This window comes from Arthrobacter crystallopoietes BAB-32, assembly GCF_000328305.2.
Lineage (GTDB): Bacteria > Actinomycetota > Actinomycetes > Actinomycetales > Micrococcaceae > Crystallibacter > Crystallibacter crystallopoietes_A.
This window is the reverse complement of record NZ_ANPE02000279.1, coordinates 1-12547: the sequence shown is the minus strand read 5'-3', so window position 1 is coordinate 12547 and position 12547 is coordinate 1. Positions and strand designations below refer to the sequence as shown.

Annotated in this window: 12 protein-coding genes, 2 pseudogenes and 1 riboswitch; of the genes and pseudogenes, 4 read left to right on the top strand and 10 right to left on the bottom strand. The window is 69.8% G+C overall.

All coding sequences use genetic code 11. The features are described 5' to 3' along the window. The 4 genes and pseudogenes from D477_RS19755 to D477_RS21465 all read right to left on the bottom strand — a co-directional run. Window positions 1–1194, bottom strand: a pseudogene (locus D477_RS19755) (5-methyltetrahydropteroyltriglutamate--homocysteine S-methyltransferase); the annotation flags it as partial. A 15-nt stretch (window positions 1195–1209) separates the two neighbouring features. Further along, window positions 1210–2124, bottom strand: a complete 915-nt coding sequence (locus tag D477_RS19750; RefSeq protein ID WP_005274456.1) for a methylenetetrahydrofolate reductase — start codon at window positions 2122–2124, stop codon at window positions 1210–1212. A 110-nt stretch (window positions 2125–2234) separates the two neighbouring features. After that, window positions 2235–2345, bottom strand: a riboswitch (SAM riboswitch). A gap of 136 nt (window positions 2346–2481) precedes the next feature. After that, a complete protein-coding gene (locus D477_RS19745; RefSeq protein WP_005274453.1) occupies window positions 2482–3282 on the bottom strand; it encodes an alpha/beta fold hydrolase in 801 nt (266 codons plus the stop codon). Beyond that, window positions 3269–3766 carry a MarR family winged helix-turn-helix transcriptional regulator gene (locus D477_RS21465; RefSeq protein WP_237740844.1) on the bottom strand — a complete coding sequence of 166 codons (498 nt, stop codon included), beginning with the start codon at window positions 3764–3766 and terminating at the stop codon, window positions 3269–3271. Before D477_RS21465 ends, D477_RS19745 begins: the two co-directional genes overlap by 14 nt. Before the next feature lie 104 nt (window positions 3767–3870). Here D477_RS21465 and pgm point away from each other — a divergent pair, with 104 nt between their 5' ends. The 3 genes from pgm (at window position 3871) to D477_RS19725 (ending at window position 7242) form a co-directional block, all read left to right on the top strand. After that, complete coding sequence (gene pgm / locus D477_RS19735) at window positions 3871–5505, top strand: phosphoglucomutase (alpha-D-glucose-1,6-bisphosphate-dependent) (RefSeq protein ID WP_005274446.1); 1635 nt, start codon at window positions 3871–3873, stop codon at window positions 5503–5505. Between the two features lie 95 nt (window positions 5506–5600). Further along, window positions 5601–6926 (top strand): uracil-xanthine permease family protein, encoded by a 1326-nt coding sequence (locus D477_RS19730; RefSeq protein WP_043847767.1) that lies wholly within the window; start codon window positions 5601–5603, stop codon window positions 6924–6926. 103 nt (window positions 6927–7029) lie between these two features. Continuing rightward, window positions 7030–7242, top strand: a complete 213-nt coding sequence (locus D477_RS19725; protein ID WP_005274440.1) for a dodecin — start codon at window positions 7030–7032, stop codon at window positions 7240–7242. Window positions 7243–7268: 26 nt separating this feature from the next. Here the strand turns inward: D477_RS19725 and D477_RS19720 are convergent, their stop codons facing one another. Next, window positions 7269–7919, bottom strand: coding sequence for a dienelactone hydrolase family protein (locus D477_RS19720; protein WP_005274436.1), 651 nt, complete (start codon window positions 7917–7919; stop codon window positions 7269–7271). An 81-nt stretch (window positions 7920–8000) separates the two neighbouring features. Here D477_RS19720 and D477_RS19715 point away from each other — a divergent pair, with 81 nt between their 5' ends. Continuing rightward, complete coding sequence (locus D477_RS19715) at window positions 8001–8252, top strand: hypothetical protein (RefSeq protein WP_005274433.1); 252 nt, start codon at window positions 8001–8003, stop codon at window positions 8250–8252. A gap of 30 nt (window positions 8253–8282) precedes the next feature. Here the strand turns inward: D477_RS19715 and D477_RS19710 are convergent. The 5 genes and pseudogenes from D477_RS19710 to D477_RS19690 all read right to left on the bottom strand — a co-directional run. Then, window positions 8283–9337, bottom strand: a pseudogene (locus D477_RS19710) (glycerate kinase). A gap of 62 nt (window positions 9338–9399) precedes the next feature. Further along, window positions 9400–10212: a glycerophosphodiester phosphodiesterase gene (locus D477_RS19705; RefSeq protein WP_005274425.1), complete on the bottom strand. Its 813-nt coding sequence runs from the start codon at window positions 10210–10212 to the stop codon at window positions 9400–9402. Then, entirely contained in the window at window positions 10209–11021 is an 813-nt protein-coding gene (locus D477_RS19700; protein ID WP_043847766.1) for a Cof-type HAD-IIB family hydrolase, read from the bottom strand. The genes D477_RS19705 and D477_RS19700 overlap by 4 nt, the downstream gene beginning before the upstream one ends. A gap of 42 nt (window positions 11022–11063) precedes the next feature. Further along, window positions 11064–11981, bottom strand: a complete 918-nt coding sequence (locus D477_RS19695) for a carbohydrate kinase family protein (protein ID WP_043847768.1) — start codon at window positions 11979–11981, stop codon at window positions 11064–11066. A 26-nt stretch (window positions 11982–12007) separates the two neighbouring features. Beyond that, the coding region (locus D477_RS19690; protein ID WP_005274417.1) for an alpha/beta hydrolase family protein at window positions 12008–12547 on the bottom strand (540 nt) is incomplete at its 5' end.

Genomic DNA, 12547 nt, shown 5'->3' with positions numbered 1-12547 from the left:
TTCGGCCAGGCCGCGGGCCAGGTCCACGGCCTCGCGCACCTTCTGGTCAGCGAAGGCGAGCCAGGCCGGCAGGTGCGCCGGCAGCGCGGATTCCGCGGCGACGTCGTGCGGCACATGCAGCAGCGACGTCGAAGTCCCGACCGAGACGGCAGCGCCGGACTGCGCCTGCAGGTCCTCCAGGACGCCCAGAGAGGCGAGCAGGTTGTTCCGCCACACGTTGCGGCCGTCGACGATACCGGCGACGAAACGCGTGCCGCCGAAGGCCCGCAGCGACTCGGCGGAGGGCAGCGCGCCGCGGACGAGGTCGGCATGGACGGCCTCGACACCCGCGGCAGCCAGCACGGCGAGGGTCTCGCCGGGGCGGGACGGGTGCCCAGCCGTGCCGTAGCCGGTAGTGACCAGCAAGGCAGGACGCCCGTTGGCATGCCGTCCGGCGGTCGCAGCGACGGGAGCCTCGGCCAGTTTCCGGTACACCTGCTCCACCAGACCGCCGGGGCCGGCGAGCGCGCCGCCGTTGTCCGTGGACAGGGCCGGCTCGTCAAGCTGCACCCATTCCGCGCCGGCCTCGGCCAGCTGCGCGAGGATCCCCACGTAGGCCGCCACGGCGTCGTCGATCCGCGTCAGCGGGTCGAAGCCCTCCGGCGCACCGTCCTCCGGCTTGGCGAGCAGCAGGTAGGTCACCGGGCCGACGAGGACCGGCCGCAGCACGGCGCCGCGGTCCTTCTGCCGCCGGATGATGCCGGCCAGCTCGTGGGCGACGGCGGCGAAGCGGGTCTCCGGACCGATTTCCGGAACCAGGTAGTGGTAGTTCGTGTCGAACCACTTGGTCAGTTCCAGCGGTGCGCGTTCCCCATCGCCGCGGGCCAGGATGAAGGAGGCGGCCGTGCTGACGGCGCCGTCGCCGCCGGCCAGGTCCGCAAACCGGGACGGCAAGGCGCCAAGGGCCGCGGTGGTGTCGAGCACCTGGTCGTACAGCGCGAAGTCGGCCGGAATGGAGGAGTCGTCCTGGCCCAGGCCCAGCTGCACCAGCCGGCGCACGGTCCGGTCCTGGACCTTCCGCGCGGCAAGGGCCAGTCCTTCTTCGTCGAGCTGGCCCTTCCAGTGCGCTTCGAGGGCCTTCTTCAGTTCCCGGTTGGGGCCGATGCGCGGGTAGCCGAGGATGGTGGCGGCCGGAAAGGCGTTCTTGCTGGTCATGATGTTCTCCTTTGGTCAGGCGGATACTGCTGTGGACAGGGTGCGGATGGCGGGAAGGTCGAGCGCCTCGACGACTTCCACCGAGGCGGGCGCATCGTTGAAGGTGTACAGGTGCAGTCCCGGCGCTCCGGCGTCGAAGGCGGCGCGGGCGAGGTCGGCTGCCGCGGCGACTCCGATCCGGCGGCGTTCGGCATCGGAGGATGCGGTCTCCAGCCGGTGCAGCAACCGCGCATCCGGGCGCACTCCGGTCATCACCGCGAGCCGCTCCAGCCGCCGGACGCTGGACATCGGGATCACCCCGGGGATGATCGGAATGGTCACTCCCGCCCCGCGGGCCGCCGTCACCAGCCGTACGTAGTCGGCCGGGTCGAAGTAGACCTGGCTGATCGCGAAGTCGGCACCGGAGCGCTCCTTCGACACCAGCACTTCGACATCGTGCTGGAAGGACGGGGATTCGGGATGCGGGTTCGGGTACGCCGCCACGCCGACGGCGATGCGGCCGCCGGCGAGCGTGGCGGAATGGCTTTCCTCCACCTCGCGGATCAGTTCCACCAGGTACCGCGCAAACGGCAGCTCGCCCCTGGACACCTCCGGGCCGGCGGGCAGGTCCCCCCGCATCGCCAGCACGCCGCGGACTCCCAGCCCGACGAACTGGCGGACCAGCTGGCGCAGGCTCGCCCGGGTCTCGCCGACGCAGGTCAGGTGCGCCAGCGGCCGCAACCTCGTGGCCCCCACGAGGTGCTCGATCAGCTCAATGGAGGCCCGGCGCCGCGATGGCGTGCCGCTGTACGTAACGGAAACGTAGTCCGGCTGCGTTGCGCCCAGCTCATCAATCGCCCGCAGCAGCGCGTCCTCTGCGCTGGGTTTTGCGGGCGGATACAACTCATAAGACAACGACGGCGGAACCGCCGTTTCTGCTGTCCGTGTCATGTACGCTCCTCGGATCGGTCCGAGGGAGTGCACCAGTCAGCTGCAGCATGGACCAGCTCAGATCCCATTCGGGGAGCACAGGGGCACGCCCGGGTGGTTTCGCTGGCGCGTCTCCATCGGTTCTGGCATTAGCACCGTTCCGTTCCGTCTCCCTGAAGGGAGCCAGTGGATGGTTGCTGCGGCGTCGACGAGCCAGATCTCTCGGCCGCTCTGGATGGCTAATGCGTCCACTCTAAGGAGGGCAGGCCTAGTGGCCGCAAGACCTGCACGCGGTGCGTCGAACTGTTGCCTTCGGGTGCGGATTGTTTCGTCATGAAGCACCGGGGCGCCGTCATGGAAGGCAACGAAGGGTCCAGGTCAGCGGCAGTCCGGGGAACTTACGACGCCGGGAGCCAGGTCGGGGTGTACCGTTCTGCCGGTGAGCCAGGCCTCGAGGGCGCGGTTGAAGAGGCCGATGTCCTCGATGTTCCACTGGTGGTGCATGCCCGGTGCCGTGGCCGTGCGAATGTCCGGGACTTCGCGGGCGGCGATACCGGCCGAGTCCTTGACGAGCTTCATGTCCTTGCTGCCGGTGACATAGAGCACCGGGGAGGAGACACGACGCAGCACCTCGACCGGGAACGTTCCGTAGACCTCGCCGAAGATCCGCTCCCGGTTCTCCTTGGAGATGCCCAGCGCGGTTTGCACGAAGACGTCGAGATCCGGTCCGGACAGGCCGTAGCCGCGGCCGGCCGTTTTCCAGAACCATGGCTGGTCCCAGGCGCGCATTTGGAACCAGCTGAGGAGCGCGGTGGCCGGGCCGGGGGTTGTCAGCGGGGCGCCGGTGAGGAAACCGGAAGTGACGAGCGAAGGGTGCCGGCCCGCGAGGTGCAGGCCCACCACGGCGCCGAGGGAAAGGCCAACAATGTGCGCGCGGCCGCCGCGGGCGTTGGTCCGGATGAAGTCCGCCAGCAGGTCGGCGGTAGCTCCCATGCTCTCCCACGCCACGCCGCTGCTGCCGCCGTAGCCCGGCAGGTCCGGGATCAAGCAGTGGAAGTGGCGCACCGCATCGTGCTGCGGCTCCCACATCCAGCCGGCGACATTGCCCCCGTGCAGGAACAGGACAGTCTCCGCACCGGACCGGTTGAGTTCCTGGCAGGCCAGGTCACGCTGTGCCATCGCCGGATCCTTTCCTCCGGGCCTTGACCGGCTGTGTTCCGCCCTGGGCTTCCAGAACGTTCAAAAGGTTGCCGATCAGCCGGTCCAGCTGCGCCGCCAGCAGCCGCTCGTCGACACCTTCCTCGACCGCCGCCAGGTCCCGGTCGAGCCCGGCCCAGGCCGAGTCGACCAGGCGTTCTCCGGCCTCGGTCAGGGCCACCAGATGGGCCCGTGAGTCGGCTGGGTCCGGCACGACCGAGAGCAGCCCCTGCTCCTTCAGCGCGCCGATCCGCTGGGTTACCGAGGCCCGGCTGACATCGAGGGCGGTGGCAAGCCGCTGCTGGGTGGCCGGCCCGATGACCTTGGAAATCAGCAGCAGCAGGAACGGCGCGTACCTGATCCCGTAGTGGGTCCGCAGATAGTTGTCGACGACCCGATCCAGCAGTGCCGTGGCCTGGTGCAGTTTGAATGATGCGTAGTCGGTGATCTCCATATTGTTAAGCACTTAACAATATCTCCGGCACCCGGTCAAGCCTCCGCCGTCGTAACGTAGTGAACTTCTGGTAACCGATCCGGTTGGCTGTCAGTGATGTTTGGCATGCTGGTGGCATGGCAAACCGTGCGGGCACCGTGGCCCAACCCAGCGACCTTGTTGACCTGACCGCGCTGCTCGACGCATATGTCGATGTGAAGCCGGACCCTAAGGATCCCGCCCAGCGGGTGGCGTTCGGTACGTCCGGCCACCGGGGCAGCAGCCTCAAGGGCTCGTTCAACGAGGACCACATCGCCGCCATCACCCAGGCGATCGTGGAATACCGCGCGGGCCAGGGCATCTCCGGCCCGCTGTTCATGGGCAAGGACACGCACGCCCTCTCGGACCCGGCGCAGGACACCGCACTGGAGGTGCTGGCGGGCAACGGCGTCACGGTATGGGTGGACTCGCGGACCGGCTGGACCCCGACGCCGGCGGTGAGCCATGCGATCCTCACGCACAACGCCACGCATCCGGACGCCCAGGGCGACGGCATCGTCATCACGCCCTCCCACAACCCGCCCGGGGACGGCGGCTTCAAGTACAACCCGCCGCACGGCGGACCGGCGGATTCGGACGCCACCGGCTGGATCGCCAACCGCGCCAACGAGCTGCTGGAGAACGGGCTGCGCGGCGTGCAGCGGATGCCGCTGGGCCAGGCCCAGTTCTCCGGCGCCGTCGGGACCTATGACTTCCTTGGCAACTATGTGGACGACCTGCCGCAGGTGCTGGACCTGGAGGCCATCCGCAACGCCCGGGTGCGCATCGGTGCGGACCCCATGGGCGGTGCTTCGGTGGATTACTGGAGCGCGATCGCCGAGCGGCACAAGCTGGACCTGACGGTCGTGAACTCGACCGTGGATCCGCAGTGGGCGTTCATGACACTGGACTGGGATGAGAAGATCCGGATGGACTGCTCCTCCCCCTACGCCATGGCCTCGCTGATCGGCCGTTCCGCCGAGTTCGAGGTGGCTACCGGGAACGACGCCGACGCGGACCGCCACGGGATTGTCACCCCGGATGCGGGGCTGATGAATCCTAACCACTACCTCGCGGTGGCGATCCAGTACCTGTACACGCACCGGCCGCAGTGGCCGGCGGAGGCCTCGGTGGGCAAGACCCTGGTGTCCTCCTCGATGATCGACCGGGTGGCGGCAGACCTGGGCCGCAAGCTCATCGAGGTGCCGGTGGGCTTCAAGTGGTTCGTGCCCGGGCTGCTCTCCGGCGAAGGCGTCTTCGGCGGCGAGGAATCCGCCGGCGCCTCCTTCGTCCGGTTCGATGGCAAGCCCTGGTCCACGGACAAGGACGGCATTCTGCTGGCCCTGCTGGCCGCCGAGATCAAGGCGGTGACGGGCAAATCCCCGTCCGAACTCTATGGTGAGCTGACCGCGAAGTTCGGCTCGCCGTCGTACGCCCGCATTGACGCCGCCGCCACCCGCGAGCAGAAGGCGGCCCTGGGCAAGCTCTCCGCCACGGACGTTGCGGCGAGCGAACTGGCTGGCGAACCGATCACCGCCAAGCTCACCGAAGCGCCGGGCAACGGGGCGGCAATCGGCGGACTGAAGGTCACCACCGAAAACGCCTGGTTCGCCGCGCGGCCGTCGGGCACGGAGGACGTCTACAAGATCTACGCCGAGTCGTTCAAGGGCGACGAACACCTGAAGCAGGTGCAGGCCGAGGCGAAGGCCCTGGTGGACGGTGTGATCGGCTGACCCGGCACGGCTGGTGGCGGGCGGGGCCGTGGCACGGGGCCGGCGGCAGTAGGATTTTCCAAGACTGAATCGTCCCCGTCCCCGAGAGGCCCTCCATGAGCACGCCCGTGAAGTCGTCCCCGTTCCGCTGGAGCGTCCACGGCGACGGCAAAAGCATTTCGCCCGGCACGGTGGTCTCCCCGCAGGAACGGCTGAGCTGGGGACGGACCATCGGGATCGGCGCCCAGCACGTGGTGGCGATGTTCGGCGCGACCTTCCTGGTGCCGCTGCTGACCGGTTTCCCGCCGTCCACCACGCTGCTGTTCTCCGGGATCGGCACCATCCTGTTCCTGATCATCACGGCCGGCCGGGTGCCCAGCTACCTGGGTTCCAGCTTTGCGTTCATCGCGCCGATCGGCGCCGCCATGAACCAGCACGGGATGGGCGGCGCCCTGGGCGGGCTGGTCATGGCCGGTGCGGTCCTTGCGGTGATCGGCCTGGTGGTCCATATCGCCGGCTCGCACTGGATCCAGACGGTCATGCCGCCGGTGGTGACCGGGTCGATTGTCGCCCTGATCGGGTTGAACCTGGCGCCGACGGCGAAGACCAACTTCGAGCAGGGCGCGGTCACCGGCCTGGTCACGGTGGCGGCGATCCTGCTGGCCGCGGTGCTTTTCCGCGGGCTGCTGGGCCGCCTGTCCATCCTGGTCGGCGTGCTCACCGGCTATCTGGTTGCCGTGCTCCGCGGCGAGGTGGACTTCTCCGCCATCAACGAGGCGGCGTGGATCGGCCTGCCGGAGTTCCATACGCCCGAGTTCCATGTCTCGGTGATCGGGCTGTTCGTGCCGGTGGTGCTGGTGCTGGTCGCCGAGAACATCGGCCACGTAAAGTCGGTGGCGGCGATGACCGGCCAGGACCTCGACCCCTATACCGGCCGGGCGCTGATGGCCGACGGCGTGGCCACCATCATCGCCGGTACCGGCGGCGGCTCCGGCACCACCACGTACGCGGAGAACATCGGCGTGATGGCCGCGTCCAAGGTGTACTCGACGGCGGCGTACTGGGTGGCCGGCATCATCGCGGTCCTGCTGAGCCTGTTCCCGAAGTTCGGGGCGCTCATTGCCACCGTGCCGCCCGGAGTGCTCGGCGGCGCCGGCGTGGTGCTCTACGGCATGATCGGCATCCTCGGCGTGCGGATCTGGGTGCAGAACCGCGTGAACTTCGCCAATCCGATCAACCTGTCGGTGGCCGGCGTCTCGCTCGTGGTCGGCATCGCGAACTTCACGTGGACCGTGGGCGAGCTGACGTTCGAGGGCATCGCCCTGGGCACGGCGGCCGCGCTGCTCATCTTCCACGGCATGGGCCTGATCGCCCGCTGGCGCGGCACCGAGCCGCTGGATGCCGCCGAGGACACCGGAGCGCAGCCGTCCAAGCTCGGCTGAGCATTCCCGGCCGGGCTCTGGACCGGCACCGGCATTGCTACTAGCGTGGCAGGCATCGCGCCCTCGGGGTCCGGTCCCGAGGGCCAGCACGCAAGGAGGAAGCATGGCCAACCACGTGTACAACGTCACCGAGATCGTCGGCTCGTCCCCCGACGGGATCGACGCCGCCGTTTCCAACGCAATCGCCGAGGCGTCCAAGACACTGCGCAACCTTGACTGGTTCGAAGTCACCGAAGTCCGCGGCCACCTCAATGAGGGCGCCGTCGCAGACTGGCAGGTGACCATCAAGCTCGGCTTCCGGCACGAAAGCTCGTAACCGCCCGGAGCAGTTGGCCCGGGCGGTCAGTGCGCCCGGGCCGGCATGGTCCGGATGAACCACGCGGCCGCCCGTTCCGCCACGATATCCAGGGTGCCCGGTTCCTCGAACAGGTGGGTGGCGCCCTCCACGATGTACAGCTCATGTTCGGCGCTCAGCCGGGCAGCGGCCTGCTGGTTGAGGTCGATCACCTGCGGATCCCGGGAACCCACCAGCATCAGCGTCGGCGCCCTGACGCCTTCCAGATCCGGGGCGAGGTCCGGCCTGCCGCCGCGCGAGACTACCGAGGACACGCTTTCCGGCCTGGCCGCCGCCGCTCCCAGCGCGGCGGCCGCGCCGGTGCTGGCGCCGAAGAGCCCCACCGGAAGCGCAGCAGTGTCCTTCCGCGACCGGACCTCGTCGACCACTGCCGTCAGCCGTTCGGTGAGGAACGGGATGTCGAAGCGCAGGGAGGCGTCCACCGAGTCCCGGCGTTCCTCCGCCGCAGTCAGCAGGTCGAACAGCAGCGTGCCCAGTCCGGCATAGTGCAGGGTCCGGGCCACCTCGATGTTGCGCGGGCTCCGCCGGCTGCTGCCGCTGCCGTGGGCAAAGACCACCAGGCCGCGGGCACCGGCCGGAATGTGGAGGTCGGCGGCCAGGTCCGGCCCGCCGGAGAGCACGGTTGTCTGTGCGGACATGCTTAAAGTCTGCCAAAATTCCGCGCCGCTTCCTACGGCCAACCTGTTGTCCGCCGACCCGGGCGATGATTGGCTGGGAGCATGAGCCAGCAACCCAACGAAGACCTGCCCCAGGACGAGCATCTGCGCGAGGACATCGGAGCGCCCACCGCAGAGCCGGAGTCGGCGGCGGAGTTCGACGACGACACCTTCACCTCCGGCCTGACCAACACCGGACAGCGCGTCCCCGGGCTCAGCCCCGCGGGCGAATACAAGGCCTCAGCCGACCCGGAGCACGAGGACGATCCTGGCCAGGACGGCTTCCTCCCGCCCGAACCCGCTCCCCGCGACTAGTGTCGGCCTGCCCCGGCGCAGGCAGCCGGGTTAGGCCCCTTCGAGTGCCTGCTGCGTGGCCCATGCGACGTACTTCGCGGCCTGGGCGAACGCCTCCTCCGGGCTGCCCGCCAGGTCCAGCAGGCTCACCGCGGCCTCCACACCGTGCGCGGCCAACTGCTGCGGGCCGAGGGTGATTTTCCCGGCAATAACGACGACGGGAAGTCCCCTTGCGTGCGCGCGGTCCGCCACGGCCAGCGGTGCTTTGCCGTATTCGGATTGGGCGTCCATTGCTCCCTCGCCCGTGATGACCAGGTCCGCCTGGTCCAGCTCAGCGTCGAGGCCGGTCAGCTCCGCTACCAGCGAGAAGCCGCTCTCGAGCCGCGCGCCGGTGAAGCCAAGGAAGCCGGACGGGAAGCCGCCGGCGGCCCCGGCGCCCGGAACGTTCACGTCCTTGCCGGTGGCCGCCTCGATCAGCCCGGCCCAGCGCCGCAGCCCGTCGTCGAGCAGGTCCAGCGCGGCCAGGTCGGCGCCCTTCTGCGCCCCGAAGATCCGGGCGGCGCCTTCCGGCCCGTGCAGCGGGTTCTGCACGTCCGCCGCGATCCGCAGTTCGACCGCCTGCAGCCGCGGATCCAGCCCGGAGGCATCCAGCTTTCGGGCCAGCACGAGTTCGGCTCCCCCGAGCGGAATGGGGTTCCCGAGGCGGTCGTAGATTTCCAGGCCCAGCGCGCGCAAGGCGCCCGCACCGCCGTCGGTCATGGCTGACCCGCCCAGGCCCAGCACGATTTCCGTGGCGCCGGCGTCCAGCGCGGCGGCAATGAGCTGGCCGCTGCCGTAGGAGTGGGCCGCGAGCGCCGTCTGGACCGAAGGCTCGGCGAGCAGCAGTCCCGAGGCCCGCGCCGTCTCGATCACGGCCGTCCTGGCACCGCCGCGTTCGAGCATCGCCCAGGACGCCGTGACTTCCTTCTCCAGCGGCCCGCGGACCCGGGCGGTGCGCTCCTCGGCGCCGGCGGCGAGCGCTGCTTCCAGGGTTCCTCCCCGCCGTCGGCCACGGGAATGGTCCGCACTTCGGCATCCGGGTAGACGCGCAGCACGCCCTCGGCCATCGCCGCGGCTGCCTCGGCCCCGGACAGCGTGCCCTTGAACTTGTCCGGTGCGACCAGGACCTTCATGCCTTCCCCCTCTGCGGCCAGAAACCGCGTTCGTCCATCACCTGTGCCAGCACGTCGGCCCGGTCGGACATGATGCCGTCCACCCCCATGTCCAGCAGCCGCTCCATCTCGGCGCGCTCGTTGATCGTCCAGACATGCACCTTCAGCCCGGCCGCGTGGCAGCGCCGCACGAAGGCCGGCGTCACCACGCGGTAGCGCCCGTACTGCACCGGCACCTGGACCGCGTGCATCCGGGCCGCCCGTCCCACAGCCCGGGCCAGCCCCACACGCCCGAGTCCGGTCAGCGCGGCCAGGGACAGGATCCCGCCGGAGCTCGCGGCGGGCAGGGTCAGTCCGCGGAAGGCCGCGCGGCGCCGGCGGTCCGAGAACGATGTGACCAGGACGCGGTCGTGCGCCTTGTACTGCTCGATCAGCCGCGCCAGCAGCCGTCCACCGGGCCGGTCCTTCACGTCCACGTTGAGTTTCAGGTCCGGCCACTCGGCCAGCACTTCCTCCAGCCGCGGGATGGGTTCGACGCCGCCGATGCGCACCTGCTTCAGCTGTTCCGCGGTGTAGTCGGCCAGCCGGCCCACGCCGTCGGTGACGCGGTCCAGGGTTTCGTCGTGGAAGACCATGAGCTCGTCGTCGGCCGTAGTGCGCACATCGGTTTCCACGTAGCCGTAGCCAAGTTCGACGGCGGCGCGGAACGCGGCCAGGGAGTTTTCGTACCCTTCCGGCGAGAACCCGCGGTGGGCGAAGGCCAGCGGCCAGGACTCGGAACCGGCGGGCGCGCCGAAGGAGTTGTCCAGGTACGGAAAGCTGCCGGTCACAGCCCGTCCAGTTCCGCCAGACGGGCCTCGATGACCTGGGCCACGCCGTCGTCGGCAAAGTCCGGCGCCCGGTAGCGGGCCGCGCCGATGGCTTCCGGATGGCCGGAACCCATCGCGTAGCCATGGCCGGCCCACTCCAGCATCTCGATGTCGTTGGGCATGTCGCCGAACGCCACCACGTCCTGCGGGTCGATCCGCAGCGACTGCGCATACTCGGCCAGGGTGACGGCCTTATTGATGCCGGGCTGCGCCATTTCCAGCAGGGCGACGGTCGGGGAGGAGCGGGTGACGGACACCAGCTGGTTGACGGCGGGCTGGACATCGGCCAGGAAGGCATCCGGGTCCTGGTCCTTGCCGCGGGCCAGGAACTTCACCACCGCGTCGGCTTCGGTGAGCGACTCCGCCAGGGGCCGCGGCGTGATCCCGTCGAGCAGTTCCACTGACCCGGAATCCACGAACCCGGGCTCCAGCAGGAACCCCGTGGTGGTTTCGGCGGCGAACGTCGTCGTCGGATGCAGGTGCAGGATGGCTTCCCGCGCGGCGAAGATGTTGCGGTGCGGCAGGGCCCGGGCGGTGAGGACCTCGCTGGTAGCCAGGTCGTAGATCACGGCGCCGTTGGAGCAGATGACCTTGCCCTCGTGGCCGAGCCGGCTGCGCAGCGGGTCCAGCCAGCGCGGCGGGCGGCCGGTGACGAAGACGATTTCGACGCCCGCGGAGGCGGCATCCTTGAACGCGCGGACGGTGCGGTCGCTGATCTTCCCGTCCCGGCCAATGATGGTCCCGTCCAGGTCACTGGCTATCAAACGCATACTGCCCAGTCTAAGCCGGGCCCGCCGGCTTAGAAGCGGTGGCTACAAGCCGAGTTCCTGCCGGTCCGGCGGGTTGGCGCCCGGGCGGGAAACGGTGATCGCTGCGGCCCGGGTGGCGAAGGAGAGCATCTCTTCCAGCTGGTCCCCGCTGAGCGCCTGCAGGGCGTCCCGGCGTCCGGAACCGCCGAAACCGCGCTCCATCAGCGTGGCCAGCAGTGCCGCGGTGAAGGAATCGCCCGCGCCGACGGTATCAGCCACCTGCACCGGCGGAGCCGGCACTTCGGCGGCGCCGTCGCGGACCACGCCCCACGGTCCCCGGGCTCCCCGCGTCACCACCACCATCGCCGGGCCGCGTTCCAGCCAGGCATGCGCCGTGTCTTCGGGATGCCGGTCCGGATACAGCCACTGCAGGTCCTCGTCGGAGGCCTTCACCAGGTCGCTGAGCGCGACGAACTTCTCCACCTGCCGGCGGGCGAAATCCCGGTCGGTGACGATGGTGGGCCGGCAGTTCGGGTCATAGCTGACCAGCGCGCGCGGGTGGGCGCGTTCGACGGCGGCAAGCACCGTATGTGCCCCGGGTTCGAGCATCGCAGCGATCGAGCCGGTGTGCAGCCACTGCGTGTCGGCAAACAGCCGCGGCACTGCCTGCTCCAGGGCGGGAAGTTCCCACAGCAGGTCGAAGCTGTAGTGCGCCGCTCCGGCTTTGTCCAGCCGGGCGCGGGCCACGCTGGTCGGGTTGCCGTCCGCTTCCAGCGGCGCCAGCACGGAGTTCCGCCGCAGCTGGTGCAGGATCTGCGCGCCGTACTCATCGCGCCCGTAGCGCCCGACGAACTGCACCGGCTGTCCCAGGCGGGCGAGGCCGACGGCGACATTCAGCGGACTGCCGCCCACGTGCACCTGCGAGCCTCCCCCCGGGCTGGAGAACACGTCGACCAGGGCTTCCCCGATAACTGTCAGCACAGTGTCAACGTAGCAGAGCCGCACGATCAGCGGCAGGCCTCGTCCGGGTCCGGATCCAGGCGGTCCAGCACGGTGAGGATGCGGGCGAAGGCCGGGCTGGCCGGGTCGACCACGTCCATGTGGCCGCCGGGCACCGCCAGCAGTTCCGCTTCCCCGCCAGCCGCCCGGGCGGCGGTGACGTAGCGCTCGGAAAGTTCGAAGGGCACGGCCGCATCCTGCCGGCTGTGGAAGGCCCAGACCGGTACCGCCAGCGGAAGCCGCTGCATCGGGTCGGCCAGCCGGTAGCGCTCCGGGTCGTCGTCCGGCCCGCAGCCCAGGAAGTTCTCCACCGCCTGGCTGCTCAGCCCCAGTTCCCAGGCCCGCCGCAGGTCCAGCACGCCGGCCTGGCTCAGCACCGCGGCCAGCGGCACAACCGGATCCGCCCCGGGAGTCCCGGACGGCAGCAGCCCGCGGCCGGCTGCCCAGACTGCCAGCTGCCCGCCGGCGGAATGTCCCAGGGCGACCACCCTGTTCAGGCCCAGCCCGTGCCCATGGGCCGCGCCGGCAAGCGCGTCGATACCGGCCGC